The sequence below is a fragment of the Amycolatopsis sp. genome, assembly GCF_025464955.1.
GTDB lineage: Bacteria > Actinomycetota > Actinomycetes > Mycobacteriales > Pseudonocardiaceae > Amycolatopsis.
Genome location: NZ_JAODNM010000067.1, coordinates 1 through 24,986, shown reverse-complemented (window position 1 = coordinate 24,986; position 24,986 = coordinate 1). Strand labels below are relative to the sequence as shown.

The following is a 24,986-nucleotide window of genomic DNA, read 5'->3' as shown; positions in this document are numbered from 1 at the left end:
GGTCAGATGAGCGTCTTACGCAAGGACGACCGGCACAACGAGGACCTGGTCGGCGAGATTTCGGACAGTTTCAACCGTGCGCTGTCCAAGAAGAAGGCCGAGGACGGCGAGCCGGCGGCCGAGCAGCCGCGCTTCGTCGTCACCGGGGACAGCCGGGCCAAGACACGCAAGAAGCGCGACTCGCGTTAACGCCGTTTTCGGGAGTTCCGCAGACCTTTGCTAAGGGTTGCCTCACCACCCGATGGTGGTCGAGATCGCGTAATGTCCCGAGCGCGGCTAGAGCCGGAAAACACAGACTAAAAGCAGGAGACCGCAGTGACCTACGTGATCGCCGAGCCCTGCGTCGATGTACTCGACAAGGCGTGCATCGACGAATGTCCCGTCGACTGCATCTACGTCGGCGACCGGATGCTCTACATCCACCCCGACGAGTGCGTCGACTGCGGTGCCTGCGAGCCGGTCTGCCCGGTGGAGGCCATCTACTACGAGGACGACGTTCCCGATCAGTGGAATGCCTACACCAAGGCCAACGTCGACTTCTTCAACGAACTGGGCTCGCCCGGCGGCGCTTCGAAGGTCGGCACGACCTCCCACGATCCGGACTGGATCAAGGCACTGCCTCCGCAGGGCGAATGAGCAAGATCGCTCTGCCCGACTTCCCGTGGGACTCGCTCGCCGAGTTCAAGGAGAAGGCGTGCGCGCATCCGGACGGCGTCGTCGACCTCTCCATCGGGACGCCGGTGGACCCGGTGCCGTCGAGTGTCCGCGACGCGCTGGCATCGGTGTCCGACATTCCCGGGTACCCGACCACGCACGGCATCCCCGCGCTGAGGGCGGCCGCGCTCGACGCGTTGCGCCGCAGGCACGGCATCGAGGGCCTCGAGCCGGACGCGGTACTGCCGACGATCGGGTCGAAGGAACTGGTCGCCTGGCTGCCGCGGCTGCTCGGGTTCGGCCCGGGGGACACCGTGGTGATCCCCGAGCTCGCGTATCCGACGTACGAGGTGGGCGTGCTGCTCGCCGGGGCTTCGGTGCTGCGCGCGGACAGTCTCACCGCGATCGGCCCGCAGCGGCCCGCGATGCTGTGGCTGAACTCGCCGTCCAACCCGACCGGCAAGGTGCTCGGGGTCGAGCACCTGCGCAAGGTCGTCCAGTGGGCGCAGGAGCGTGAAGTCGTCGTCGTGTCCGACGAGTGCTATCTGGCGCTGGGCTGGGAAGACGAGCCCGTGTCGATCCTGCACCCGGCCGTACACGGTGGCCGGACGGACGGCCTGCTGGCCGTGCACTCGCTGTCGAAGTCGGCCAACATGGCGAGCTACCGGGCCGGGTTCGTCACCGGCGACCCGAAGCTGGTCGCCGAACTCCTGGAAGTGCGCAAGCACGCGGGCATGATCGTGCCGCGGCCGGTGCAGGAAGCCATGATCGCCGGCCTGACCGACGACGAATCCCTTGCCGCTCAGCGGGAACGCTACGCCCGACGCCGGCTCGTGCTGCGCAAGGCGTTGCAGGACAGCGGGTTCCGGATCGAGAACTCCGAGGCCGGGCTGTACTTGTGGTCCACGCGCGACGAGGACTCGTTGAAGACGGTGGAGTGGCTCGCCGAGCGCGGCATCCTGGTCGCCCCCGGCACCTTCTACGGCCCTACCGGCAGCAAGCACGTGCGCGTCGCACTCACCGCCACCGACGAACGCATCGACGCCGCCGCCGCCCGCCTCGCCTAGCCGGAACCACCGCAACTCGCCGTCGAGTTGCGGGGCTGTCGGCGAGTCCCACGCTGAAGGGGCCGAGTCCCACATCGGTGCCTCTTCGGCGGCCCGCTCTCTCCCGAGGGTACCGGCGCGCTGCGGCCCGGCGACCGCGCGCCGGACGCGATCGTGCAGGACGCCGACGGCCGGCCGGTCCGCCTGTTCGAGTTGTTCAACGGCCCGCATGCGACTCGGTTGGTGTTCGGGCACGCCGCTTTTGAACCCGGCCGGCACGTCCACCGCATCCTCGCCGCGGGCGAGAACGCCGTCGAGGGCGAGTTCGTCGACACCGACGGCAACGCGTTCAAGGCGTACGACGTGACCGGCGAGGCGAGCGTGCTCGTCCGTCCCGACGGCTGCGTGTGGACGTTCGTCAGGCCGTGATCGCGCGGGCCGCGGCGTCGACCTCGGCCCAGACGGCCGGCCACAGCTCGCGGTTGTGCGCGCGTTTCGCCAGCTCGAGCTGCGCGATGCGGCCGGCGATGAAGCCGGTGTGGCCGTCGAGCTCGTCGAGCAGAGCACGCATGCGGTCGGCGGCGATGACCGCGTCCTGGTGGTCGCCCAGCACGGTCTGCAGATCCTTGGTGGCGTCGACCAGCTTGCGGACCTTGCCGGCTTCCTTCTTCTTCACCGAGGACTGGGCCAGTTCGGCGGCGTAGCGCAAACGTTTGCCACCGATGCGCAGGGCGTGCAGGTCGTCGTCCGGCGGGTCCTCCGGCAGCGCGGCGACAGCCTTGGCCAGCTTGCGGTACGGCTTGCGCAGGCCGGCGACCAGATCGACGGGGGCGGCCGGCGTGCCGGGCTCACTGGGGAGTTCCGGCTCCTGCTCCGGCTGTCGGGCGAGCTGGGCCGCGCTCTGCAACGTCGTGAGGTACTTCGGACTCGACAACGCCTTGGTCAGCCGCCGTTTGGCGACCGCACGGGCAGCCGTGAACCGCGCGATCAGATCGTGCGCGGCAAGCTGGTCACGCGCCTCGAAGGCGGCGACCAGTTCACGCAGGTGCCCGATCAGGACGTCGTAGTCGCGGACCTCGCCGAGCGCCTGCCCGAGCTGTCCCAGCTCGGCGCGCACGGGCTCGGCGGTCGCGCCGAGCAGGGCGCCGGACGTCTTGAGCACACTGCGCATCCGCCGCAGCGCCACCCGCATCTGGTGCAGGTCCTCGGGATCCACGCCGGAGCGCGTGCCGGGCTCGCGGGCGAGCAGCTCCCGCACGAGCACGTCGATCTTGGCGCGGACATGGGTGGCCGCCGGGTCGCCGGGCTTGGCTTTCGCCGGTCGGTCACCCAGTCCCAACGCGGCCGGGGTCGTCGAAGCCAGACGCGGCTTCCGTGCTTTCGCTGGCAACGTTTCGGTGGTCACCCGATGAATAGTAGGTGAACCCGGGCTTTAATCGGCGTGCCGTCAGTTCGCGTGCAGCGCGGCGTTCAGCTCGACACCGACGCCGGGGCGGGCGACGGCCTCGACCGCACCGGTGCCGGAGTTGCGACGGAACACCGCGCCGGAGATACCCGAAAGCTCCCTGGCCTTGACGGTCTTGCCGTCCACGACGACCTTGGTCCCGGCCGTGACGTACAGGCCGGCCTCGATCACCGAGTCGTCGCCGAGGGAGATGCCGACGCCGCCGTTCGCACCGATCAGGCAGCGTTCGCCGATCGAGATCACTTCCTTGCCGCCGCCGGACAGCGTGCCCATGATCGACGCGCCGCCGCCGACGTCGGAGCCGTCACCGACGACGACCCCGGCGGAGATCCGGCCTTCGACCATCGACGCGCCGAGCGTGCCGGCGTTGAAGTTCACGAAACCCTCGTGCATCACGGTGGTGCCGCTCGCGAGATGCGCGCCGAGGCGGGCGCGGTCGGCGTCGGCGAGGCGGACGCCGCTGGGGACGACGTAGTCGACCATCCGAGGGAACTTGTCGATGCCGAACACCGTGACGTGGCCGCGGGAGCGCAGCCGCACCCGGGTCGCCTCGAAGCCTTCGACCGCGCAGGGGCCGTGGTTGGTCCACACGACGTTGGCCAGCAGGCCGAACATGCCGTCCAGGTTCTGCCCGTGCGGCTGGACCAGCCGGTGGGACAGCAGGTGCAGGCGCAGGTAGACGTCGTGGGTGTCGACCGCCGGGGCGGCGAGCTTGCCGATGGTGACGCGCACGGCCACGACCTCGACGTCGCGTTCGGTGTCCGGGCCGAGCAGTGCCGCGGCGGCCTCGCCGAGCGCTTCGGCGGTCTGCTCGCGGGTGAGGCGCTCGGTACCGCTCGCGCCGGCGGCTTCGGTCAGCTTCGGCTGCGGGAACCAGGTGTCGAGCACCGTTCCATCGCTGGTCACGGTGGCGATGCCGACGCCGTGGGCGCCGGTGGATTCGGGGTTCGGGCTCTGCTCGGTCACGGCTCCCACGGTAGCCGAATCGCGCCGATCAGCCCGTCGTGCCCTGCTTGAGCACGTTGGCCTTGATCACGGCGAGCGTGCCCGCGATGTCGACGAGGGCGTCCTTGCAGGGACCGTTGCCCGAGGCGGTGACCGTGTCGCACGAGTTGGAGCGGTACGCGGCGACCGCCTTGCTGAGGCCGTCGGCCTCGTCGTTCAGCTTCGGGTCCTTGCTCGTGGTCGCCCGGTCCCGGAGCGTGTTGACGGTGCCTCCCAGCTCTGTGACGTACTTCTCACAGCCCTTGGGGATCTGGAGCGACGGCGACAGGAAGCAGTCGTCGACGGTCAGCGCGTTCAGCTTGATGGGCAGCGCGTCCGGGCCGGGATCGCCCGCCGGCCGCGCCACCTTCGGGCCGGCCTCGTTGCCGCCACAGCCGCTCAGGAGCAGCACCAGGGCACCGATGACGACGGCCATGAGCTTTCGAGTGCGCACCACCTCACCGTACGCAGCGTCCGGAGCGGCCTTCCGGCGGGATAGCGTGCCGGGTATGACGTCTTTCGAGCTCGAGGCCGACCCCGTCGACATCACCGCCGCGTTGGTGGACCTCTTCAGTGTCTCCGGCGAAGAAGCAGCCATCGCCGGGATCGTCGAGGCCGCGCTCCAAGTGCAGGCCGGACACCTGGAGGTCGTCCGCAACGGGAACACCGTGCTGGCCAGGACGAACCTCGGCAGGCCGTCGCGGGTCATCCTCGCCGGGCACCTGGACACCGTGCCCGTCAACGACAACCTGCCGTCGCGGCGTGAAGGTTCCGGCGACGACGAGGTGCTGCACGGATTGGGCACAGTGGACATGAAGGGCGGTGACGCCGTCTTCCTGCACCTCGCGGCGACCATCCGCGAACCCCGGCACGACGTCACGTTCATCTTCTACGACAACGAAGAGGTCGAGGCGGCCAAGAACGGTCTCGGGCGGATCGAGCGCGAGCTGCCGGAGTGGCTGCGAGGCGATCTCGCGATCGTCGGCGAGCCGTCGAACGCGGTCATCGAGGCGGGCTGCCAGGGCACCATGCGGATCGAGCTGCGCACCGCGGGGGCGCGCGCGCACACGGCGCGGGCGTGGATGGGCGTGAACGCGATCCACGCGCTCGGCGAACCGCTGCGGCGGCTCGAGGCGTACGAGGCGCGCGTGGTCGACATCGACGGCCTGACCTACCGCGAAGGACTGCAGGCGATCGGCATCACCGGCGGGGTCGCGGGCAACGTCGTGCCGGACGCGGCGATGCTCACGATCAACCACCGCTTCGCGCCGGACCGCAGCGCCGAGGACGCCGAAAAGCACCTGCGCGAGGTGTTCGACGGCTACGACGTGTCCGTTGTGGACTTTGCTCCCGGAGCCCTGCCCGGCCTGAGTGCTCCCGCCGCCGCGGAGCTCGTCGAAGCGGCCGGTGGAAAGGCTGTTGCCAAGCTCGGCTGGACCGACGTCGCCCGCTTCTCCGCGCTGGGGCTGCCCGCGGTCAACTTCGGCCCCGGCGACCCGACGCTCGCCCACACGCAGCAGGAGCACGTCGCCGCGTCGGAAATCCGCCAGGTGGCGAACATCCTGCGCACTTTCCTCACCTGAGCGGTGTCAAGGAACCCCTCGGGGCCACCCTTGTGGCGTTGAACGCCAATGCGGCGGCCGCCATCAGGATGGCCCCGAGGGAACTTTGGGTAGCCACCCGGTGACGCGCACTAAAGGGCTTTCGCCGAGACCCTAGGCTGTGCGTGTGAGCGATCAGGCAGAGTTTCCGAACGGCCAGTATCCCGAGCGACCGGTCGAGCGGCACAAGGGTCCCGTCGTCCTGCGTCGTGACCAGCGTGAAGAGGGTTCCACCACCGACGAGCGGCTGCTGGACTCGCGCGGTCCGAGCGACTGGGTGCACACCGACCCGTGGCGGGTGCTGCGCATCCAGGCCGAGTTCGTCGAGGGCTTCGGCGCGTTAGCCGAGCTTCCGCGCGCGGTGACGGTGTTCGGGTCCGCGCGGACCAAGCGGGATCACCCGGAGTACGAGCTGGGTCGCCAGATCGGCGCCGCCCTGGCGAAGGCCGGGTTCGCGACCATCACCGGCGGCGGTCCCGGCGCGATGGAGGCGGTCAACCGCGGCGCGTCCGAGGCCGGCGGCTTCTCCGTCGGGCTCGGCATCGAGCTGCCGTTCGAGCAGGGCCTCAACCCCTGGGTCGACCTCGGCGTGAACTTCCGGTACTTCTTCGCGCGGAAGACGATGTTCATCAAGTATTCGCAGGCCTTCATCTGCCTCCCCGGCGGTTTCGGCACGCTGGACGAGCTGTTCGAAGCGCTGACGCTGGTCCAGACCAAGAAGGTCACCAAGTTCCCGGTGGTGCTGTTCGGCAGCAAGTACTGGGGCGGGCTGTACCAGTGGATCTCCGACACCCTGGTCGCCGAAGGCAAGGTCGGCGAGCAGGACCTCCAGCTGCTGCACGTCACCGACGACATCGACGACGCCGTACGCGTGGTGCAGGACTCCTACCAGGCGTGGGAGGACACGCACTGATGCGGCGGATCTGTGTGTTCTGCGGGTCCAAGCCGGGCTTCGACCCGGTCTACGTCGAGCACGCGAAGGCTCTCGGCGCGCTGCTCGCCGAGCGCGGCATCGGTGTGGTCTACGGCGGCGCGAGCGTCGGCACGATGGGCGCGGTCGCCGACGGTGCCCTCGCGGCCGGCGGCGAGGTCTTCGGGGTGCTGCCCGAGCACATGAAGCGGGTCGAGATCGCGCACCACGGGCTGACCGAGCTGCACATTGTGGCCGACATGCACGAGCGCAAGGCGAAGATGGCCGAGCTGTCAGACGGCTTCCTCGCGCTGCCCGGTGGCGCGGGCACGCTGGAGGAGCTGTTCGAGGTGTGGACGTGGGCGCAGATCGACCTGCACCGCAAGCCGATCGGGCTGATCGACGTCGGCGGCTTCTACCAGCCGCTGCGCGTCATGGTCGACCACATGGTGACCGAGGGATTCCTGCGTCCCGAGCACCGGGACATGGTCGCGGTGGACTCCGATCCGCGCGTGCTGCTCGACCGCTTCGCCACCTACACCCCGCCCAGCGCCGGAAAGTGGCTTCCGGCCACGAGCTGAGGCTCAGGCGGCGGATTCGTCCGGGCGCTTGTGGTACTTGTCGACGTACTCCTGCTCGGAAAGTTCCAAGATCGCGTACATCACCTCGTCGGTCACGGCCCGCCGGATCGCGGGGGAGGCGTCGAGTCCCTCGTAGCGGGCGAAGTTCAGCGGCTCGCCGAACCGGACGGTGATCTTCGCCGGGCGTGGGATCCGCCGGCCTTCGGGCTGCAGCTTTTCGGTCCCGATCAGTGCGACGGGGACAACGAGCGCGCCCGTCGCGAGGGCCAGCGAGCCGACGCCGGTGTGTCCTCGGTGCAGCCGGCCGTCCCGCGATCGCGTGCCCTCGGGGTAGATGCCGAACGCGCCCCCGGCGTCGAGCACCTTGCGCGCGGCTTCGAGCGCCGCCAGCCCGGCCTGCGCGCTGCCGCGTTCGACGGGGATGTACCCGAGCCCGGAGACGAACCCGGCCATGAACCGGCCCCTGATGCCGGTGCCGGTGAAGTACTCGGCCTTGCCGAGGAACTTGACCGCGCGCGGGGTGGTGAACGTGATCACACCCGTGTCCAGCGCCGCCCGGTGGTTCGACGCGAAGATCACCGGGCCCTCGGCCGGGATCCGGTCGGCGCCCAAGACGGTGGGCCGGTAGAGCCACCGGGCGAGCGGGCCGAGCACGAACCGGACGAACAGCTGAAGCAACTCTCCTCCAAGGGTGTGGTTCAAGCATGGCATGGGCGCATGGGGGCGGGTCCGCGCAATACTGTTCTTCGTGACGACCGCGCTGATCTACCTCGTAGTCATGCTGCTGGTGGCGGCGGTGGTGTTCCTGCTGGCCGCCGTCGTGTTCGGCCGGGGCGAGGAACTGGCCCCGCTCCCGCCCGGCAGCTCGCCGACCAGGCTGCCCGCCGGCGACATCACCGCCGACGACATCCAGGGCGTCCGGTACCAGCTGGTGCTGCGCGGCTACAAGATGTCCGAAGTGGACTGGGTGATGCGCAGACTCGGCGTCGAGATCGACGAGCTGCGGGCACAGGTGCGGTCGCTGCAGGCCGAACGCGAGGAGTCCAGGTGACCGATGTCGCCCTCTCGGTCGACATCGGGGCTTCCGCCGGCACCACCTGGCTCGCGCTGACGGACTGGGCGCGCCAAGGCGAGTGGATGCTCGGCACCGACGTGCGCGTCGTCGACGGTAACGGCCGCAGCGTCGGGTCCAAGCTGGCCGCGTTCACCGGGATCGCCGGGATCGGGTTCACCGACACGATGGAGATCACCACCTGGGAGCCGCCGGTGCGCTGTGGGGTCAAGCACATGGGCAAGGTGGTCAAGGGGACCGGCGTGTTCCAGGTACTCGACAAGGGGCCCCAGCGGTCGACGTTCGTCTGGGTGGAGCACCTCGTGCTGCCGTTCGGGTTCGTCGGGCGGCTCGGCTGGCCGGTCGCCAAACCCGTGTTCACCGTCGGTCTGCGGTACTCGCTGCAGAAGTTCGCGCGGTACGCGGAGTCGTACTCGGTGGGTGAGGCATGAACGAGCTGGTCGGAGCCGACGGCGTAGCGCGCTGTTCCTGGGGGAACTCGACGCCGGACTACGTCGGCTATCACGACGAGGAGTGGGGCGTGCCGCTCCACGGCCAGGACGCGCTGTACGAGCGGCTGTCCCTCGAGTCGTTCCAGTCCGGGCTGTCGTGGATCACGATCCTGCGCAAACGTGAGGGCTTCCGGCGCGCGTTCGACGGGTTCCGGCCGGAGAAGGTGGCCGCGTACGGCGACGACGACGTCGAACGTCTCATGGGCGACGCCTCGATCGTCCGCAACGGCGCGAAGATCCGGGCCGCGATCACCAACGCCCGCGCGATCGCGGAGCTCGAGAAGCCGCTGGACGAGTTGCTCTGGTCGTTCGCGCCGCCGTCACGCGGGCGGAAGCGGCCGAAGACGATGGCCGACGTCCCGGCGGTCACGGACGAGTCGAAGGCGATGGCGAAGGACCTGAAGAAGCGCGGGTTCAGCTTCCTCGGCCCGACCACCTGCTATGCCCTCATGCAGGCCACCGGCATGGTCGACGACCACGTCCGAGGCTGCTTCCGCGCCACCTGACATCGCAACTCGCCGTCGAGTTGCGGTAGTTGCGGTGCGCAAGTCGACGTCGAGTTGCGGGGTTACTTGCCCTGGAACTCGGGCTTGCGCTTGGTGACGAAGGCCTCGACGGCTTCGAGGTGGTCGGACGTCGAGCCGAGGGCGGTCTGCGCGTCGTTCTCCGCGGCGAGCGCCTCCTCGAACGTGCTCTCCGCCGCCGTGGCCAGCGTGCTCTTGATCTTCGCGTAGGCCACCGTCGGACCCGCGGCCAGCTTCGCGGCGACTTCGTGAGCGCGCGCGGCGAGTTGATCGTCGGGGACGACCTCGCCGACCAGCCCGAGCCGCAGCGCCTCCTCCGCGCCGACCGTGCGCGCGAGCAGCATCAGCTCGGCCGCCCGGCCGAGCCCGATCAGCCGCTGCAACGTCCACGACGCGCCGGAGTCCGGACCGAGTCCGACGTTGGCGAAAGCCATCAGGAAGCTCGACGACTCCGCCGCGATCCGGAGGTCGCTCGCGTACGCGAAGGCCGCGCCCGCTCCGGCCGCCGTGCCGTTGATCGCCGAGATGACCGGCTTCGCCATGCCGATGATGGTTCGCACGATCGGGTTGTAGTGCAGCGTGACGGTCTTCAGCGGTGCCGGGTCGTTCGCCTGCAGCAGGCCGACGTGCTCCTTGAGGTCCTGGCCGGCGCAGAACGCCTTGCCCTCGCCGGTCAGCACCACCGCGCGCACGGCCGGGTCCGCGGAGGCCGCCTGCAACGCCTCCAGCAGCCGTTCCTTCAACTCGACGGTCAGCGAGTTGTACGCCTTCGGCCGGTTGAGCGTGAGAGTGCGGACGCCGTCGGCGTCGGCCGTCAGCAGTACGTCGGTGGGGGTCACGGGTAAATCCTCCTGGAGATGCGGGTTCGAGAGCGAGTCTCCCAGCCGCGCGGGGCGCATACCAGCACCGATGCGGCGGCAAAAGATCGGTCCGCGTTCGCGGTCCCGCGCTGATGAGGGACAATGGACATATACCCGGCTGGCTTTGACGAGCGCGACCCGGGCGCGCCGGTTGAGACGGAGGGAGCACGCTATGGCGGCCATGAAGCCCCGGACCGGAGATGGTCCCCTCGAAGTGACTAAGGAGGGGCGGGGCCTCGTGATGCGCGTACCGCTCGAGGGTGGCGGGCGACTTGTCGTCGAGCTTTCGGCCGAAGAGGCGAAGGATCTAGGTGTTGCCCTGCAGGAGGTCACGGGTTGAGCTGACCTCGACCCGAAAGTTACCGATCCCGCACCCCGGTTTCCTCCTTGGAGACCGGGGTTGCGGCCTATCTACCTGGAGATAGCAGACCGTGCGCAACCCGGTGCCCTCTGTTCCGAGTCAGCTGATCGACGTCGAGGTGTCCATCGATCCGCGGCGTGGTGCCCCGGTCGCGGTCCTCGTGCCCACCCCGCCCGAAGACGCCGAGCCGTTCTCCGTCGGGGAGGTGACGTCGACCGGCAAGGCGGGCGACGTCCAGCGGATCCCCGGGTCCGGCGCCGGTACGCGCTGGCTGGTCGGCGTCGGTGACGGCGAGCGCAAGCACTACCGGCTCGCCGGCGCGGCGCTCGTCCGCGCGGCAGACGGCTTCATCGCCGCGGAGACCGAGGCCGGTCGCAAGCCGTCACGGGCTGTGCAGGTCCAGCTGCCCGAAAACGCGTCGGCCACCCAGGTCGCCGAGCTGGCGACAGGCCTGTTCCTGGGCGGGTACAGCTTCACCGTCACCGCCGAAGACCCCGCTCCCGGTGTGAAGACCGTCCGGCTCCTGACGAACGCCCCGGACGCCGTCGAGGCCGTCGCGCGAGCCCGTCAGCTGGCGGCCGCGGCCGCGCTGGCACGAGACCTCGCGAACGCTCCCTCCAACATCAAGGACCCGGCCTGGCTGGCCGGCACGGCGGAGCGGGTCGTCGGCGCCGGAACGGGCCTGCAGGTCACGATCCGCGACGAGAACTGGCTGGCCGCGCAGGGCTTCGGTGGCGTCCTCGCGGTCGGCGGCGGTTCGGCGAGCCCGCCGCGGCTGATCGAGGCGGAGTACCGGCCTCGCGGCGCGAAGACGCACCTGCTGTTCGTCGGCAAGGGCATCACCTTCGACACCGGTGGCCTGTCCATCAAGCCCGCCGATGGCATGCACCTCATGCGCACCGACATGGCGGGCGGCGGCGCGGTCCTCGCCGCGGTACGCGCGATCGCCGAGTTGCGCCTGCCCGTGCGGGTCACCGCGCTGGTGCCGGCCGCGGAGAACCACGTGTCCGGGTCCGCGTACCGGCCGGGCGACATCGTGCGCCACTACGGCGGTAAGACCACCGAGGTCTCCAACACCGACGCCGAAGGCCGGATGGTCCTGGCCGACGCGCTGGCCTACGGGATCGCCAAGTTCAAGCCGGACGCGGTGATCGACGTCGCCACGCTCACCGGCGCGATGAAGGTCTCGCTCGGCACGCGCACCGGCGGCTTCTTCGCCACCGAAGACGCGCTCGCCGACCGTGTCCGCGAAGCGGGCGATCTCGCGGGCGAAGCCTGGTGGCAGATGCCGCTGCTGGAGGACCTCGTCGAGTCGGTCCAGGGCGAGCTCGGCGACGTCCGGCAGGCCCCCGGTGGTCCCGGCGGCATCGCGGCGGCGTTGTTCCTGCGCGAGTTCACCGACGGCAAGCCGTGGGCGCACCTGGACATCGCGGGCCCCGCGCGGTCGGACAAGACCTACGCCGACGTCGTCCCCGGAGCCACCGGGTTCGCCGCGCGCACGCTGGTCGAGCTGGCGGCTTCGTACACCTGATCGCGGAACTCGCCGGCGGCCGGGGTCAGGCGTTCCCCGGCCCGCCAGGTGAGTCCGATCGTCCGCGTGAGCCTCGGCTTCAGCGGCACTTCGGTGACCCCGGCCGGCTCCCGCGGCTCGAAGCGGGGGAGCAGGGCGACCCCGAGCCCGGCGGCGACGAGTCCGCGGACGGTGTCGGACTCCTGGCCCTCGAAGGCGATCGACGGCGTGAAACCGGCCTGGGCGCAGAGCTCGTCGGTGATCTTCCTCAGGCCGTAGCCGGGTTCGAGCATGACGAACTGCTCGTCGCGGAGTTCGGGGATGGACACCTCGTGGCGCCCGGCCAGCCGGTGCGCGTGTGGCACGGACAGCTGGATCTCCTGCTCGGCGAACTTCACCGAGTCCAACGCCGGGTCGTCGGCGGGGAGCGGGGCGAGCAGAGCGAAGTCGAGTTCGCCGGAGGTCAGCCTGTCGAGCATCTCCTGGCGTGAGCCCTGGATGAGCGTGAAGCGGACTCGCGGGTTGACAGCGCGATAGTCGCGTAGCAGCGAGGGCACCAGGGAGCGGCCAAGAAGGTGCAGAAAGCCGAGCACGATGTGTCCGGTGTCCGGCTGGATCTCCTCGAGCGCTCGACGTGTCCCGGATTCGAGGCCGGCCAGTGCGGCGACGGCGCCCTCGGCGAGCAACGCGCCGGCTCTGGTCAGGCGTACGCCTCGGCCGTCGGCCACTGTCACCGGAGCTCCGAGCTCACGGCCCAGCGCAGCGAGACGCCTGCTGAGGGTCGGTTGCGGCACGCCCAGCAGCTCCGCCGCGCGGGTGACGTTCGGCACCTCGTGCAGGGCGGCCAGCAGGGCCAGGTTCGGCGCGAGCTGCGCGGCTAGCAGGGTTTCCGAGCTTTCATGCGCCACAGTATCAATACTCGCACATTTGAGCATTAGACGTATTGGTTAGCAGAGCTTAGTTTCGGGTCATGTCAGTTTCGCTCGAGTTGCCCGCCCGCGTGAGTTCGCGGCGCGTCACCATTGCCGTCGCTGCCGCGGGGATCTCGTCGTTCGCCCTGCTCTACGCCCCTCAGCCCGTCCTCCCTCAGCTCGCGGCCCGGTTCGGGCTCGATCCCGGCGGTGCCTCGCTGGCGGTCAGCGTCGCGACCGGTGCGCTGGCGCTGGCCGTCCTCCCGATCGCGGCGCTGTCGGAGGTCATCGGCAGACGGCCGGTGATCCTCGCGTCGGTGATTGGCTCAGTGGTGCTGGGGCTGGTGCTGCCACTCGCGCCGTCGTTCTCGACGTTGCTGATCCTGCGGGCGCTGCAGGGCATCGCCATCGCCGGGTTCCCCGGGGTCGCGGCCGCGTACCTGGTCGAGCAGCTGGGCAAGAAGGGCGTCGCGGCGGCCGTCGGCGCGATGATCGCGGGGAACACCCTCGGCGGCATGCTCGGACGGCTCTCCAGCGGCTTCTCCGCCGGTCCGCTGGGTTGGCACGGCGCGCTGGCCGTCGTCGGCGGGGTGGGGCTGGTGTGCGGGGTGGTGAGCGTGGTGGCGCTGCCACGATCCACTCCTTCGCCGCGCGGCGAAGTTCGGCTGCACGACGTCCTCGTCGGACTGGGCGCCGCGATCCGCAAGCCGGTGCTGCTGGCCCAGTACGCCGTCGCGCTGCTGGCGATGGGCTCGTTCGTGGCGCTGTACAACGCGGCCGGGTTCCGGCTGACCGGGCATCCGATCGACCTCTCCCCGGCGGTGGCGTCGCTGGTGTTCCTGGCGTACGCGATGGGCGCGGTGTCCTCGTCGATGGCCGGACGGCTCATCACACGCTTCGGCCGGACGCGGTCGCTGGTCGCGGCGCTGCTCATGACGATTGTCGGCGCGGTGCTGACGCTGCCGGACTCGCTGCAGCTGATCATCGTCGGTTTTGTAGTGCTGACCGGCGGCTTCTTCGCCGCACACGCCGTCGCCAACGGCTGGGCCGCCGCGGAGGCGCCCGAAACGGCTCGCGGCCAGGTGTCGGGGCTGTACACGCTGTCGTACTACCTGGGCAGCAGCGTCGGCGGCACGGTCGGCGCTGTCGTCTACGGCCACGCCGGCTGGGGCGCGCTCGTGGCCGTCATCGCCGTCTGGCTCGCACTGGCCACCGTCCCCGCGCTGGTGCTGGGGCGTCGGATGGCGCGGGTCTAGGGATTTTGCGAAGCAGGCGAAGCGGAGCGAAGCCCTCAGGCGACGGCGGCGACGAGCAGTCCGGCGCCGACCGGCAGCATGGCCGGGACCAGGCGTTCGTCCTCGCGGATGGCACGGGCGACCTCGCGGAGCGCGAGCGTTTCGGGGTCGCGGCGGCTCGGGTCGGCCACGCGGGAGCCGCCGAGGACGTTGTGGAACGCGAGGACGCCGCCGGGCCGAAGCAGCGCGACGCCTTTCTCGTAGCAACTCGGGTACTCGATCCGCGCCGCGTCGACGAACACCAGGTCGTAGCCGCCGTGGGTCAGGCGTGGGAGGACGTCGAGAGCGCGTCCCATGATCAGCCGGGTGCGTCCCGGCGGGTAGCCGGCTTCCAGGAAGGTCTTGCGGGCGGCCCGGTGGTACTCGGGTTCGATGTCGATCGACGTCAGTACGCCGTCGGCAGCCATCCCGCGCAGCAGGTGCAGGCCGCTGATCCCGGCTCCGGTCCCGATCTCCACGACGGCTCTGGCCCGCACGGTCGCGGCCAGGAACCGCAGCGCCGCCCCGGCCGCGGCACTCAGCGGTGTGCAGCCGAATTCGGCCGCCCTGCCGCGGGCGGCGACCAGCACCTCGTCGTCAGGCAGGTACCCCTCGACGAATTCGGCGTCGCCAAGATCAGCCGAAGGGGTGGCGTGCGTCCCGGAGCTCACGGTGCGAGGTTAGCGGTGCTTGTCGATAAATCCGCGCAGGCTCCCTGGTAGGCGGGGTGTGAAGTCCAAACGTGGCCGATTGGTGACCCACAACGCAGCCAAACGGGCAGTTCTCAGGCCTTTCTCAGTCCTGTCTCACTAGAACCATAAGAAGACCAGCCAGACTCAGTCGCAAGAACGAAGTAGCAGGACCGCAGTACCGGGAACACAGTGCGGATGGCCCGCGTTGGGTGGAGTAGTTGGGAGAACAGCCTGATGGAGGCGCCTTCCCCCGCGAAGCAGAGGAACTCGATGACCAAGCAGCTCGAGACCGAGGTCGCGCCGGTTCCGGTCGACGCCGGCGAGGCCGCTTGGACGCCGCCGTCCTGGGACGAGGTCGTGAAGGAGCATTCCGACCGCGTCTACCGCCTCGCGTACCGCCTGACCGGTAACTCCCACGACGCCGAGGACCTCACGCAGGAGACCTTCATCCGGGTCTTCCGCTCGCTGGCCTCGTACAAGCCGGGCACTTTCGAGGGCTGGCTGCACCGCATCACCACCAACCTCTTCCTCGACATGGCGCGGCGCCGGTCCAGAGTCCGGATGGAGGCGCTGCCCGACGACACCGACCGGATCGTCGGCGACGACCCGAGCCCGGAACAGGTCTACACCGCCACCCACCTCGACCCGGACCTCCAGAGCGCGCTCGACGAGCTGCCGCCGGAGTTCCGCGCCGCCGTGGTGCTGTGTGACGTGGAAGGTCTGTCCTACGAGGAGATCGGCGCCACGCTGGGGGTTAAGCTCGGCACCGTCCGCAGCCGGATCCACCGCGGCCGTCAGGCACTGCGCGCGTCGCTCGAGCGCCGCCGCGCGATGGAGCACGAATCTCTTGAGAGGGTGAGGTCTTCGGTATGACCGCACCGCGAGGCTGGGGTTTCCCCGAGTCGCACCTGCTTCCCGACGTCGTCGTCGCTTATGTCGACGGTGAACTTTCGCTAGGCGCACAGGACCGTGCCGCGGCGCATATCGCCCGCTGCCCCGGTTGCGCCGCGGAGATCACCGCGCAGCGTCAGGCGTGCGCGGCGGTCAAACGCGCGGACGCGCCTTCGATGTCGGCAGGGTTCCTCGCCAGCCTCATGTCGATCCCGGAGCACACCGAGCTGCCTGGTGCCCCGGACAATCTCGCCATGACTTCCGACGGCCAGCTCGTCGCGATCCAGCGTCCCGACCGGGTCGCCGGCCTGCGTGATGCGGGCGTCCTCGGCGGCGCCGCGCCGCTGGGCCGCACGACCCCGCTCGGCAGCTCGCCGACCGTGCTCGGGGGCGGCCGGGTGGGCCCGTTTGCGCGGGGCGCCGCCCGTCGTCGCGCCGCTCAGGGTGCGGGCGTCGTCGTTTCGGGCCTGGTGCTCAGCGCGCTCGCGCTGGTCGCTACCGGTGGCGACACCGGTGAGGTCGCGACCGACACCGGGCCGCAGTCGCCGCCGCAGGGGGTCAACCTGCTGCCCGCGCAGTTCGGGCAGCTCGGCGGTCCCGCGGCACCCGGCGTGACCACGTCCGAGGTAGTGCCCGCGCCGCTGTCCAGCACGGTGCCGCTCACGGCGGGCCTCGTCGCCGGTCGGTGACGACGTCCTCCAAGCAACGCCCACTTCACCGGTGCGACGGCAAACTCGATGGTTGAGGCTTGGCGTATCGTCACGCCGAGCAACCTTCAGTGTCCGGTGGCGGCCAACGCCTCGCGGCGCTAGATGAGTCCCGGGGAATGATGACCGAGCAGCCGAACGAGAACCATGAGCAGCCAGGTGCCCGGGCAGCTGAGGACCGACTGGCTCCCCGTCCGCTGGACAAGCCGTCCGTGGACCCGGTGCAGGCGGCCACTTTCGGTCGGCCGCGCGGGGTCGAGGGCGCGTTCGACAAGCTGTACACCCCGGACACCGGCAACGGCCGCGGCCAGGTCGCGGCCGCGCGGACCCCGCCGCCCGAGTCGCTGGCCGAGGCTTTCGGCCGTCCCGCCGGCGCCAACGGCGTCACGCTGGAACGCCCCCGCGACGACAGCGGCCTCAATGGCAACGCCCGCCTCGCCAGCGGTTCCGGCGCGCCCCTGTGGTCCGACGCGGCCGATCCGTGGCGCGACCCGGCCGCCGGCGCGGTGCTGGGTGGTCCGGCTGTCGACCTCGAGCATGAAGATCCTGAGGAAGAGCGTCCTCGCAGTGCCATGCTCAGCCTGCCGGAGGTGCTGTTCGGCCGCCGCGTCAAGCCGAGGGCGTTGGCGCTGCTCGGCGTCGTCGCCCTGCTCGTCGGGGCGGTCGGCGGGCTGGTCGGCTGGTGGATCGCCGACACGGGCAACTCGCTGACCGGCGAGGCGACCATCTCCCAGGCGCAGGCCAGCAAGGAACGCGCGCCCGGTTCGATTGCCGACATCGCCAAGCGCGTGTCGCCGGCGGTGCTGTCGATCGAGGTCAAGTCGGGTGATTCCGGCGATGTCGGCTCCGGCGTGATCATCGACCCCCAGGGCTACGTCGTCACCAACAACCATGTCGTGTCGCTCGCGTCCACCGACCCGGCGGCGAAGATCACGGCGGTGTTCAGCGACGGCACCCGCACCGAAGCCAAGATCGTCGGCACGGACCCGCTGACCGACCTCGCGGTGATCAAGGTGAACGTCAGCAACCCGACCGTCATGCAGATCGGCAAGTCGGCCAACCTCGAGCCCGGTGACGCGGTGATCGCCGTCGGCTCGCCGCTCGGCCTGGAGAACTCCGTCACGTCCGGCATCGTGAGCGCGTTGCACCGGCCGGTCACCGCGCAGGGCGACGCGGGCGCGGCGCCGGTCACCTACGACGCGATCCAGACCGACGCGCCGATCAACCGCGGCAACTCCGGTGGCGCGCTCGTCGACTCGACCGGCGCGCTGATCGGGATCAACTCCTCGATCCGGACCGACGGCACCGACGGAACCGGCGGCAGCATCGGCATCGGCTTCGCCATCCCGGCCGACCAGGCGATGAAGATCGCCACCGCGCTGATCAAGGACGGCAAGGTCAAGCACGCCGACATCGGCATCAACGCGGCGTCGGTCTCGGCGGACACCGCCGAAGGCGCGCAGGCCCAGAACGTCGCGCCCGGCGGCCCGGCCGCCAACGCCGGCATCAAGGAAGGCGACACGATCACCAAGCTCGGCGGCCGCCTGGTGCGCAACGCGGCCGAGCTGACCGTGGCCGTGCGGGAGCACAATCCCGGCGAGGTCGTCGCGGTGCAGCTGGTTCGCGCGGGGGCGCTTCTTACAGTTGACGTAACTCTGGGTTCTGACTAACGAATCGAATGGTCCGGCGAGTACGCTGACCTGGGGATGAACGAAGGCGGAGGTCACGGGTGTTCGACAGCGTCGGCTGGGGCGAGATCCTGGTGCTCATCGTCGCCGGTCTGTTTATTCTGGGTCCGGAGCGGCTGCCCGGCGCGGCGGCTTGGCTGGGGCAGAACCTGCGCAAGGTCAAGGGTTTCGCGGCCGGTGCGCGTGAACAGCTGCGGGAGGAAATGGGGCCGGAGTTCGAAGAACTCCGCAAGCCGCTGGAGGACCTCCGCAGCCTGCGCAACTTCGACCCGCGGCGCGTGGTCACCCAGCACCTGTTCGACGGCGACGCCGACCCGCTGGGCATCAACGCGATCAAGAGCGACATCAACGGCGAGATCAACGGCACCAGCGGCGGTGCGAAGCCGAACGGCTACCCAGCCACCAGCGCGCCCCAGGTCAAGCCCCAGGCGGAGCCGCTGACCTCCGGCGAAAAGCCCCCTTTCGACCCGGACGCCACGTAACCCACCTTCGGGACGCCGTGGACCGCAACTCGACGGCGACTTGCGGTACTTAGCGTCCGCAACTATCGCAACTCGCCGTCGACTTGCGAGGACGCGCGAGCGGGCGGGGCGCCCGGACCGCGGGTTAGCGGGTGGTGGGGGTGACGTTCAGCATCATGCCGGCGAGGCCGCGGGCGCGGACGGTGAGTTTCGACGCCGCTTCGCGCAGCACCTTCGACGCCGGGGCGTCGGGCTCGGATAGCACCAGCGGCGTGCCGCTGTCGCCGCCTTCGCGCAGGCGGGTATCCAGCGGGACCTGGCCGAGCAGCGGGACCTTCGCGCCGACGGCCTTCGACAGCGAGTCCGCGACGATCTGCCCGCCACCGGAGCCGAAGATCTCCAGCCGGGAGCCGTCCTCGTTCTCCAGCCACGACATGTTCTCGATGACGCCGGCGATCCGCTGACGCGTCTGCAGCGCGATCGAGCCCGCCCGCTCGGCGACCTCGGCCGCGGCCTGCTGCGGGGTGGTGACGACCAGGATCTCCGCGTTCGGGATCAGCTGCGCCACCGAGATCGCGATGTCACCGGTGCCCGGCGGCAGGTCCAGCAGCAGGATGTCGAGGTCGCCCCAGAACACGTCGGCCAGGAACTGCTGCAACGCGCGGTGCAGCATCGGGCCGCGCCACACCACCGGCGCGTTCCCGGGGGTGAACATCCCGATCGAGATGACCTTCACGCCGTGCGCCTGCGGCGGCATGATCATCGTGTCGACCTTGGTCGGCTTCTCGGACGTCCCCAGCATGCGGGGGATCGAGTGGCCGTAGATGTCGGCGTCGACAACGCCCACCGAAAGCCCGCGCTGCGCCATGGCCACCGCGAGGTTCACCGTCACACTCGACTTGCCGACGCCGCCCTTGCCCGACGCCACGCAGTACACCCTGGTCATCGACCCGGGCTGGGAGAACGGGATCACCGGGTCGGCGCTGTCGCCCCGGAGCGACTTGCGCAGGTTGGTGCGCTGCTCGTCGCTCATCACGTCCATCTCGACGCGCACTTCGCGTACGCCGTCGAGCTTGGTAACCGCTTCAGTGACGTCCTTGGTGATGGTCGCCTTCAGCGGGCAGCCGGCGACGGTCAGGTAGATCGCGACGGTGACCAGGCCGTCTTCGCCGATCGTGACGTTCTTCAGCATGCCGAGCTCGAGGATCGGTTTCTTGATCTCCGGGTCCTGGACGTCCTTCATCGCTTCGCGGACGTCTTCGACGCTGGGGAGCTGCTGCGTACTGGTCACGGGTCGAGCACCGGCCTTCTCTGCTGGGGCTGTGCGATACAACTGCTCTGCGATAGAACTGCTGTGCGATAGAACGGCTGTGCGGTACAACTACTGCCCTTTCATGCTACGGACAGGTAGCGACCCTTCGTACGTGCCGTCAGTTACTTTGCTCGACGACCTGTTCGGCGACATTTCCGTCTACTTTCTCGGCGACCTTATCGGTGACCTTCTCCACGCGGTTCTTCGACTTGCGGGGCTTGGTGTTCAAGTCCTCCCGCAGCTTGTCGAGCTCGTTGCGCAGGTAGTCCCGCGTCGCGACCTCGCCGACAGCGATGCGCAGCGAGGCGATCTCCCGCGCGAGGTACTCCGTGTCCGCCTTCGTCTGCGCCGCGCGGTTGCGGTCCTCGTCGAGCGAGACGCGGTCACGGTCGTCCTGCCGGTTCTGCGCGAGCAGGATCAGCGGCGCCGCGTACGCCGCCTGCGTGGAGAACGCCAGGTTGAGCAGGATGAACGGGTACGGGTCCCACCGCAGTGCCACCGCGAACACGTTGATCGCGATCCAGACGATCACGATCACGGTCTGCCAGAACAGATAACGCCCGGTGCCGAGCCCGCGTGCCAGCCTTTCGGAGAACTTGCCGAAGAAGTCCGGGTCGATGTTGATCGAGAAGCGGTTGGGGCGGCGCGGCTGGTCGAGCCGCCGCCGCGTGGTCAGCTCAGGCATGGTTCACCTCGGTCGTGGCCTCGGGTTCGTCGATGGAGCCGCCGGAGATGTCGTGCAGGCCGGTCTCCCGCCAGTCGTCCGGGAGCAGGTGGTCGAGCACGTCGTCGACGGTCACCGCGCCGAGCAGGTGATCCTGCGGGTCCACCACAGGCCCGCACGCGAGGTTGTACGCCGCGAAGTAACGGGTGATCTCCGCCAGTTCGGCACCCGGCCGAAGCGCCGGCAGGTCGGTGTCGACGATGCTGGCGACGAGTTCGGCGGGAGGTTCCCGCAGCAGCCGTTGGAAATGCACGCAGCCGACGTACCGGCCGGTCGGCGTCTCCGTCGGCGGGCGGCAGACGAACGCCATGCTGGCCAGCGCGGCGGGCAGTTCGGGGTTGCGGATCCGGGCGAGCGCCTCGGCGACCGTCGCGTCCGGCGTCAGCACGACGGGTTCCGGGGTCATCAGACCGCCGGCGGTGTCGGACGAGTACGCGAGCAGCCGCCGGACCGGCTCGGACTCCTCCGGCTGCATCAGCCCGAGCAGCCTGGTCTGGTCGGCCGGGGTGAGCTCGGCGAGCAGGTCGGCCGCGTCGTCCGGGTTCATCGCCTCCAGGATGTCCGCGGCGCGCTCCTCGGGCAGGTACGCGAGCAGGTCCTTCTGGTCGTCCTCCGGCAGTTCCTCGATGACGTCGGCGAGCCGCTCGTCGTCCATCGCGTCGGCGACTTCGTGGCGGCGCTTGATCGGCAGGTCCCGCAGGGTCGCGGCGACGTCGACCGCGCGCATGGTGTCGAACAGGACCAGCAGCTGCCCGGCGCCCTGCGGCTGCCCGGACAGGTCGTTGAGCCCCAGCCCGGACACCTCCGACCACGGCAGCACCTGCAGCGACGACCGCCGCCTGCTCAGGCCCAGCCGCGTACTCCGCTCCCGGATCGCCAGCTTCGCGAGCACCCAGTCACGGGTCCGCGTCGGTTCCATCGCGGCGTCGACCACGGTTATCCGGGTTTCGCCGTCGGACAGCTTCGCGTGCGCGTCGAACAGCTGCCCGACCACCAGCACCTCGTTGGGCCGCTGGTGGAACCGGCGCATGTTCACCGATCCGGTGGCCAGCGTGATCGCGTTCGGCTCGATCGAGGTGACCCGCAGCATCGGCACGAACACGCGTCGACGCGTCGACAGTTCGACCACCAACCCGAGGATGCGCGGCGGCTGATGGTCCAGCCGCAGCCCGGCGACCAGATCGCGGACCTTGCCGATCGACTCGCCATCCGGACCGAATACCGGCAAACCCGCCAGCTGAGCGGCAAAAACCCTGTTCACAGCTGCCATGTGGTCAATCTATCGCCCGCGCCGCCTGATACGCCCAGTGGGCGAGCCTGGGCGCGAAGAGGGCAGCGGGGTCTTCGGTGGGTTCGCCCTCCTCGATCGCGTTGAGCCAGCTCCGGACAGCTCGAACGAGGGCCCACCCGACGGCAAGCTCGGCGTCAAGCCCTGCGGCAGCGACGATCGCGGCCATCCGAGCGTCCGGAGTGGACTCTTCGACGCGGTTCCACATCAGCGACAGCACGCCGAATTCGAGGTCGGCGGCGAGTGGTTTGGGATCGATCACGAGCCAGGGTTCGCGCGTTCCGCCGAGCACGTTCTCGTAGTGCAGATCCTCGTTCACCAGTAGGTCGCCCGAAGTTGGGCCGGACTTCCGGCAGACGTCCACGGCGGCGTCGACGAGATACCGCGGAAACGGCTGACCCAGTTCGCGCCAGCGACGGGGGAGCGCGTCGACCAGCCTTGCCGCTTCGGTACGGAGATCGCGTCCCAACTCGGGCGGCGCGGGCACGGCGAGCCTGCGCATCAGACCGCCGGCGATCTCGACGGCGTAGTCGATCGGCTCGTCGCGCAGGATGCGTCCGGAGTCCAGCCGCTCTAGCAGCATCGCGCCGCGCGCGGGGTCGCTTTCCAGCAGCCGCACCGCTCCCTGACCGTTCCAAGTGGACAGTGCGAGCGGTTCGCCGCTGCTTTCGGTGTCGAGCCACGTCAACTTGAGTACGACGGGGGTGCCGTCGGCGCGGACGGCCGGCACCACCACCCCGATGTAACCGTGCATGGGTTCGCCGTCGAGCCGGACGTCCCATTCGCGGCAGTACCGGGTAGCCAGCGCGGGCAGCGTTTCGAGCCAGCGGCGTCCCGCTTCGCCTTCGCGCCGGGCCGTGACGGCGGCAAACCCTGTCGGCACGATCAGGCCCTTCACCTGGACATCTCCCTCTTTTCGGGCCCGTTGAGGCGTACGATCGAATCCAGGGCGGAATACCCGGGAGCTGCCATGATCGTGGAAATAGTCTCCGCAGTCGTCGTCGTTGGCGCGGTCTGGCTCGGTGCCAGCGTCCGCGTCGTCAAGCAGTACGAACGCGGGCTGGTCTTCCGCTTCGGCCGCGTCCAGCCCAAGATCCGCGAGGCCGGGCTCGCCTTCCTGATGCCGATCTCCGACCGGCTGCAGAAGGTCAACATGCAGATCATCACCCTGCCCATCCCCGCGCAGGACGGCATCACCCGCGACAACGTCACCGTGCGGGTCGACGCCGTCGTGTACTTCAAGGTCATCGACCCGGTGGTCGCCGCGGTCAACGTGCAGGACTACCGGTCGGCCATCGGGCAGGTCGCGCAGACCTCCCTGCGGTCGATCATCGGCAAGAGCGACCTCGACGACCTGCTGTCCAACCGCGAGCACCTCAACCAGGGCCTCGAGGTCATGATCGACAGCCCCGCGCTGGACTGGGGCATCCACATCGACCGCGTCGAGATCAAGGACGTCGCGCTGCCGGAAACGATGAAGCGGTCGATGTCCCGGCAGGCCGAGGCGGAGCGGGAACGCCGGGCCAGGGTGATCTCCGCGGACGGTGAGCTGCAAGCCTCGTACAAGCTGGCGCAGGCGGCGGCGGAGATGTCCGAGCACCCGGCCGCGCTGCAGCTGCGGCTGCTCGAGACCGTGGTCCAGGTCGCGGCGGAGAAGAACTCGACACTGGTGCTGCCGTTCCCCGTCGAACTGCTGCGGTTCCTCGAGTCGGCGACGAACGCGAACACCGCCGCCGCTCCGGCGGCTGCTCCTGTCGAAGCGCCCGCGCAGCCCGCCGTCGAGGCGGGCAACGGACACGCTCCGCTGCCCAGGGCATCGGACGACGCCCCCGCTCCCTAGTGGCCGCTGGGCTCGGCCACCATCGCAACTCGCCGTCGAGTTGCGATCCTTAGCGTGCGCAAGGAGGGCGCTTTTGTGGTTCTTCGGTCGTATAGGGCCGGGTCGTGTCGGTGTACGGCGAATGCCGGTGTCCGGAGCTGGGTGTGGGACTCGCCGGTCTGACTGTGGGACTCGCCCTCGCTGAATGTGGGACTCGCACAGCGCGTCGGCGAGTCCCACACTCCGGCCCGGCTGTCCAAAAGTGACGCTAGTGGGCGTTGATTCCCTCGAACAGGCCGGTCAGGAAAGACGCGACGATGAAGCCTGCCCACAGGGCCAAAACCACGTAGCCGATGATGACCGCGGACAGCGCCAGACCCTGGCCGCCGGCTTCGCCGCGCTTGGCTTGGCCATAGGAGATGTGGCCCATGACGACCCCGGCGATCGACCCGATGCCGCAGGTCAAGATGCCGATCAGCGAGCACACCAGCGCGCCGATCGCGAGCCCGGTTCGCTGCTGCCGTAGCTCCTGCTGCGTCGGGGTCACGTAGCCATAGCCGTAGCCATATGCGGGCGGCGGGTACGGCGAGCCGTAGGGCTGCTGCTGGTAGCCGGGGTTGTACGTCGGCGCCGGAGGGAGTCGGGCGGCGGGCGCATACGAGTTCGGCGGCTCAGGCGCCGGTAGCGCGGGTGGTGCCTGCGGCTGGGGGACGGGAGCCTCCGTGGCGGCCGGTTGCGGAGGCGCGGGCGGCGTCTCGGGTGTCCAGGGCTCCGGCGTCCAAGTCTCCGGGGTCCAGGGCTTCTCGGCGCGTGTGTTCTCGACGGTCGAGGCGGCGTCGGACGGCGGCTGCTCGGGCGGGGTGGCCGGATCGGTCATGCTGCGAACCCCTCAGTTAGGTCGGATCATCACCGTAGCCGGACGTGAGCCCACTCATAGCGAGTACCGGGGGTTTGACGTCATACTCAGGCATACTCACCGGTAACCCAGCGTCGGGCCTGTCCAGGGCCGGCACAGCGCCACTCAAGGGAGCAGTGATGGCCCGCCTCGCCCAGACCGCCGGCTTGACCGACGTCCAGTCCGAGATCCTGTCCACGGTCCGGTCGTTCGTGGACAAGGAAGTCATCCCGCACGCCCAGGAGCTGGAGCACTCCGACACCTA

The 24,986-nt window shown here is 69.7% G+C and carries 30 protein-coding genes and 1 pseudogene; 19 read left to right on the top strand and 12 right to left on the bottom strand.

The genetic code is table 11. From position 1 onward, the window contains the following. Positions 1-6: 6 nt before the first annotated feature. From JWQ81_RS15225 to JWQ81_RS15210, 4 genes are all read left to right on the top strand, one after another. Positions 7-189, top strand: coding sequence for a hypothetical protein (locus tag JWQ81_RS15225; RefSeq protein WP_297541906.1), 183 nt, complete (start codon positions 7-9; stop codon positions 187-189). Positions 190-315: 126 nt separating this feature from the next. Beyond that, positions 316-636, top strand: coding sequence for a ferredoxin (gene fdxA / locus JWQ81_RS15220; RefSeq protein WP_297541904.1), 321 nt, complete (start codon positions 316-318; stop codon positions 634-636). Then, entirely contained in the window at positions 633-1,721 is a 1,089-nt protein-coding gene (gene dapC / locus JWQ81_RS15215) for a succinyldiaminopimelate transaminase (protein ID WP_297541902.1), read from the top strand. The genes fdxA and dapC overlap by 4 nt, the downstream gene beginning before the upstream one ends. A gap of 153 nt (positions 1,722-1,874) precedes the next feature. Further along, entirely contained in the window at positions 1,875-2,129 is a 255-nt protein-coding gene (locus JWQ81_RS15210; RefSeq protein WP_297541901.1) for a hypothetical protein, read from the top strand. Here the strand turns inward: JWQ81_RS15210 and JWQ81_RS15205 are convergent. From JWQ81_RS15205 to JWQ81_RS15195, 3 genes are read right to left on the bottom strand one after another with little or no spacing between them, the layout of a single operon-like run. Continuing rightward, complete coding sequence (locus JWQ81_RS15205) at positions 2,119-3,105, bottom strand: CHAD domain-containing protein (RefSeq protein ID WP_297541899.1); 987 nt, start codon at positions 3,103-3,105, stop codon at positions 2,119-2,121. The two genes, JWQ81_RS15210 and JWQ81_RS15205, sit on opposite strands and share 11 nt — an antisense overlap. A gap of 42 nt (positions 3,106-3,147) precedes the next feature. Then, complete coding sequence (gene dapD / locus JWQ81_RS15200) at positions 3,148-4,131, bottom strand: 2,3,4,5-tetrahydropyridine-2,6-dicarboxylate N-succinyltransferase (RefSeq protein WP_297541896.1); 984 nt, start codon at positions 4,129-4,131, stop codon at positions 3,148-3,150. Positions 4,132-4,159: 28 nt separating this feature from the next. Further along, complete coding sequence (locus JWQ81_RS15195; RefSeq protein ID WP_297541894.1) at positions 4,160-4,603, bottom strand: hypothetical protein; 444 nt, start codon at positions 4,601-4,603, stop codon at positions 4,160-4,162. A gap of 55 nt (positions 4,604-4,658) precedes the next feature. Between JWQ81_RS15195 and dapE the strand changes: the two genes are divergently transcribed. The 3 genes from dapE (at position 4,659) to JWQ81_RS15180 (ending at position 7,241) form a co-directional block, all read left to right on the top strand. Next, entirely contained in the window at positions 4,659-5,732 is a 1,074-nt protein-coding gene (gene dapE / locus JWQ81_RS15190; protein WP_297541892.1) for a succinyl-diaminopimelate desuccinylase, read from the top strand. Positions 5,733-5,877: 145 nt separating this feature from the next. Then, positions 5,878-6,663: a TIGR00730 family Rossman fold protein gene (locus tag JWQ81_RS15185; protein WP_297541890.1), complete on the top strand. Its 786-nt coding sequence runs from the start codon at positions 5,878-5,880 to the stop codon at positions 6,661-6,663. After that, entirely contained in the window at positions 6,663-7,241 is a 579-nt protein-coding gene (locus JWQ81_RS15180) for a TIGR00730 family Rossman fold protein (protein WP_297541888.1), read from the top strand. Before JWQ81_RS15185 ends, JWQ81_RS15180 begins: the two co-directional genes overlap by 1 nt. Before the next feature lie 3 nt (positions 7,242-7,244). On the opposite strand, the gene JWQ81_RS15175 is transcribed toward JWQ81_RS15180, so the two are convergent. Beyond that, positions 7,245-7,919 (bottom strand): 1-acyl-sn-glycerol-3-phosphate acyltransferase, encoded by a 675-nt coding sequence (locus tag JWQ81_RS15175; protein WP_297541886.1) that lies wholly within the window; start codon positions 7,917-7,919, stop codon positions 7,245-7,247. A gap of 70 nt (positions 7,920-7,989) precedes the next feature. Here JWQ81_RS15175 and JWQ81_RS15170 point away from each other — a divergent pair, with 70 nt between their 5' ends. From JWQ81_RS15170 to JWQ81_RS15160, 3 genes are read left to right on the top strand one after another with little or no spacing between them, the layout of a single operon-like run. Further along, complete coding sequence (locus JWQ81_RS15170) at positions 7,990-8,292, top strand: DivIVA domain-containing protein (RefSeq protein WP_297541884.1); 303 nt, start codon at positions 7,990-7,992, stop codon at positions 8,290-8,292. Beyond that, positions 8,289-8,744, top strand: a complete 456-nt coding sequence (locus JWQ81_RS15165) for an SRPBCC family protein (protein ID WP_297541882.1) — start codon at positions 8,289-8,291, stop codon at positions 8,742-8,744. Before JWQ81_RS15170 ends, JWQ81_RS15165 begins: the two co-directional genes overlap by 4 nt. Continuing rightward, positions 8,741-9,310 (top strand): DNA-3-methyladenine glycosylase I, encoded by a 570-nt coding sequence (locus JWQ81_RS15160; RefSeq protein ID WP_297541880.1) that lies wholly within the window; start codon positions 8,741-8,743, stop codon positions 9,308-9,310. Before JWQ81_RS15165 ends, JWQ81_RS15160 begins: the two co-directional genes overlap by 4 nt. A 62-nt stretch (positions 9,311-9,372) precedes the next feature. Here JWQ81_RS15160 and JWQ81_RS15155 read toward each other — a convergent pair whose 3' ends face one another. Then, positions 9,373-10,167 carry an enoyl-CoA hydratase-related protein gene (locus tag JWQ81_RS15155; RefSeq protein WP_297541877.1) on the bottom strand — a complete coding sequence of 265 codons (795 nt, stop codon included), beginning with the start codon at positions 10,165-10,167 and terminating at the stop codon, positions 9,373-9,375. A 193-nt stretch (positions 10,168-10,360) separates the two neighbouring features. On the opposite strand from JWQ81_RS15155, the gene JWQ81_RS15150 reads away from it, so the two are divergent. Both JWQ81_RS15150 and JWQ81_RS15145 read left to right on the top strand, forming a co-directional pair. Further along, complete coding sequence (locus tag JWQ81_RS15150) at positions 10,361-10,528, top strand: DUF3117 domain-containing protein (RefSeq protein WP_091294302.1); 168 nt, start codon at positions 10,361-10,363, stop codon at positions 10,526-10,528. Between the two features lie 91 nt (positions 10,529-10,619). Continuing rightward, the gene (locus tag JWQ81_RS15145) at positions 10,620-12,080 is read left to right on the top strand and encodes a M17 family metallopeptidase (RefSeq protein WP_297541870.1); all 1,461 of its coding nucleotides are present in this window, start codon (positions 10,620-10,622) and stop codon (positions 12,078-12,080) included. On the opposite strand, the gene JWQ81_RS15140 is transcribed toward JWQ81_RS15145, so the two are convergent. Beyond that, a complete protein-coding gene (locus JWQ81_RS15140) occupies positions 12,005-12,994 on the bottom strand; it encodes a LysR family transcriptional regulator (protein WP_297541868.1) in 990 nt (329 codons plus the stop codon). The genes JWQ81_RS15145 and JWQ81_RS15140 overlap by 76 nt on opposite strands. Before the next feature lie 35 nt (positions 12,995-13,029). Here JWQ81_RS15140 and JWQ81_RS15135 point away from each other — a divergent pair, with 35 nt between their 5' ends. Continuing rightward, the gene (locus JWQ81_RS15135; RefSeq protein ID WP_297541866.1) at positions 13,030-14,226 is read left to right on the top strand and encodes an MFS transporter; all 1,197 of its coding nucleotides are present in this window, start codon (positions 13,030-13,032) and stop codon (positions 14,224-14,226) included. Positions 14,227-14,261: 35 nt separating this feature from the next. Here the strand turns inward: JWQ81_RS15135 and JWQ81_RS15130 are convergent, their stop codons facing one another. Next, entirely contained in the window at positions 14,262-14,915 is a 654-nt protein-coding gene (locus JWQ81_RS15130) for an O-methyltransferase (protein WP_297541864.1), read from the bottom strand. A gap of 255 nt (positions 14,916-15,170) precedes the next feature. Here JWQ81_RS15130 and sigE point away from each other — a divergent pair, with 255 nt between their 5' ends. From sigE to tatB, 4 genes are all read left to right on the top strand, one after another. Beyond that, positions 15,171-15,809: an RNA polymerase sigma factor SigE gene (sigE, locus tag JWQ81_RS15125; RefSeq protein WP_297541862.1), complete on the top strand. Its 639-nt coding sequence runs from the start codon at positions 15,171-15,173 to the stop codon at positions 15,807-15,809. After that, positions 15,806-16,516: an anti-sigma factor gene (locus JWQ81_RS15120; protein ID WP_297541860.1), complete on the top strand. Its 711-nt coding sequence runs from the start codon at positions 15,806-15,808 to the stop codon at positions 16,514-16,516. Before sigE ends, JWQ81_RS15120 begins: the two co-directional genes overlap by 4 nt. 140 nt (positions 16,517-16,656) lie before the next feature. Then, positions 16,657-18,204 (top strand): trypsin-like peptidase domain-containing protein, encoded by a 1,548-nt coding sequence (locus JWQ81_RS15115; protein ID WP_297542070.1) that lies wholly within the window; start codon positions 16,657-16,659, stop codon positions 18,202-18,204. A 59-nt stretch (positions 18,205-18,263) separates the two neighbouring features. Then, on the top strand, positions 18,264-18,704 hold the full coding sequence (gene tatB, locus JWQ81_RS15110) for a Sec-independent protein translocase protein TatB (protein ID WP_297541859.1): 441 nt from the start codon (positions 18,264-18,266) through the stop codon (positions 18,702-18,704). A gap of 124 nt (positions 18,705-18,828) precedes the next feature. On the opposite strand, the gene JWQ81_RS15105 is transcribed toward tatB, so the two are convergent. The 4 genes from JWQ81_RS15105 to JWQ81_RS15090 form a co-directional block, all read right to left on the bottom strand. Next, positions 18,829-19,974: an Mrp/NBP35 family ATP-binding protein gene (locus JWQ81_RS15105; protein WP_297541857.1), complete on the bottom strand. Its 1,146-nt coding sequence runs from the start codon at positions 19,972-19,974 to the stop codon at positions 18,829-18,831. A gap of 139 nt (positions 19,975-20,113) precedes the next feature. Continuing rightward, a complete protein-coding gene (locus JWQ81_RS15100; RefSeq protein ID WP_297541855.1) occupies positions 20,114-20,680 on the bottom strand; it encodes a DUF1003 domain-containing protein in 567 nt (188 codons plus the stop codon). Beyond that, on the bottom strand, positions 20,673-21,989 hold the full coding sequence (locus tag JWQ81_RS15095) for a CBS domain-containing protein (RefSeq protein ID WP_297541853.1): 1,317 nt from the start codon (positions 21,987-21,989) through the stop codon (positions 20,673-20,675). Before JWQ81_RS15095 ends, JWQ81_RS15100 begins: the two co-directional genes overlap by 8 nt. Before the next feature lie 4 nt (positions 21,990-21,993). Beyond that, a complete protein-coding gene (locus JWQ81_RS15090) occupies positions 21,994-22,905 on the bottom strand; it encodes an aminoglycoside phosphotransferase family protein (protein WP_366942291.1) in 912 nt (303 codons plus the stop codon). Between the two features lie 72 nt (positions 22,906-22,977). On the opposite strand from JWQ81_RS15090, the gene JWQ81_RS15085 reads away from it, so the two are divergent. Next, positions 22,978-23,847: a slipin family protein gene (locus JWQ81_RS15085; RefSeq protein WP_297541851.1), complete on the top strand. Its 870-nt coding sequence runs from the start codon at positions 22,978-22,980 to the stop codon at positions 23,845-23,847. 247 nt (positions 23,848-24,094) lie between these two features. On the opposite strand, the gene JWQ81_RS15080 is transcribed toward JWQ81_RS15085, so the two are convergent. Continuing rightward, complete coding sequence (locus tag JWQ81_RS15080) at positions 24,095-24,703, bottom strand: DUF4190 domain-containing protein (RefSeq protein ID WP_297541849.1); 609 nt, start codon at positions 24,701-24,703, stop codon at positions 24,095-24,097. Between the two features lie 158 nt (positions 24,704-24,861). Between JWQ81_RS15080 and JWQ81_RS15075 the strand changes: the two are divergent. Next, positions 24,862-24,986, top strand: a pseudogene (locus JWQ81_RS15075) (acyl-CoA dehydrogenase); the annotation flags it as partial.

Bases quoted from the DNA above. Each gene is read 5' to 3' on its own strand.
- JWQ81_RS15150 (WP_091294302.1), top strand. From the start codon at position 10,361: ATGGCGGCCATGAAGCCCCGGACCGGAGATGGTCCCCTCGAAGTGACT.
- JWQ81_RS15080 (WP_297541849.1), bottom strand. From the start codon at position 24,703: ATGACCGATCCGGCCACCCCGCCCGAGCAGCCGCCGTCCGACGCCGCC.
- JWQ81_RS15085 (WP_297541851.1), top strand. From the start codon at position 22,978: ATGATCGTGGAAATAGTCTCCGCAGTCGTCGTCGTTGGCGCGGTCTGG.
- JWQ81_RS15115 (WP_297542070.1), top strand. From the start codon at position 16,657: ATGACCGAGCAGCCGAACGAGAACCATGAGCAGCCAGGTGCCCGGGCA.
- sigE (WP_297541862.1), top strand. From the start codon at position 15,171: ATGGAGGCGCCTTCCCCCGCGAAGCAGAGGAACTCGATGACCAAGCAG.
- dapC (WP_297541902.1), top strand. From the start codon at position 633: ATGAGCAAGATCGCTCTGCCCGACTTCCCGTGGGACTCGCTCGCCGAG.
- JWQ81_RS15140 (WP_297541868.1), bottom strand. From the start codon at position 12,994: ATGCTCAAATGTGCGAGTATTGATACTGTGGCGCATGAAAGCTCGGAA.
- JWQ81_RS15095 (WP_297541853.1), bottom strand. From the start codon at position 21,989: ATGGCAGCTGTGAACAGGGTTTTTGCCGCTCAGCTGGCGGGTTTGCCG.
- JWQ81_RS15120 (WP_297541860.1), top strand. From the start codon at position 15,806: ATGACCGCACCGCGAGGCTGGGGTTTCCCCGAGTCGCACCTGCTTCCC.
- JWQ81_RS15135 (WP_297541866.1), top strand. From the start codon at position 13,030: ATGTCAGTTTCGCTCGAGTTGCCCGCCCGCGTGAGTTCGCGGCGCGTC.
- dapE (WP_297541892.1), top strand. From the start codon at position 4,659: ATGACGTCTTTCGAGCTCGAGGCCGACCCCGTCGACATCACCGCCGCG.
- JWQ81_RS15225 (WP_297541906.1), top strand. From the start codon at position 7: ATGAGCGTCTTACGCAAGGACGACCGGCACAACGAGGACCTGGTCGGC.
- JWQ81_RS15100 (WP_297541855.1), bottom strand. From the start codon at position 20,680: ATGCCTGAGCTGACCACGCGGCGGCGGCTCGACCAGCCGCGCCGCCCC.
- JWQ81_RS15160 (WP_297541880.1), top strand. From the start codon at position 8,741: ATGAACGAGCTGGTCGGAGCCGACGGCGTAGCGCGCTGTTCCTGGGGG.
- JWQ81_RS15180 (WP_297541888.1), top strand. From the start codon at position 6,663: ATGCGGCGGATCTGTGTGTTCTGCGGGTCCAAGCCGGGCTTCGACCCG.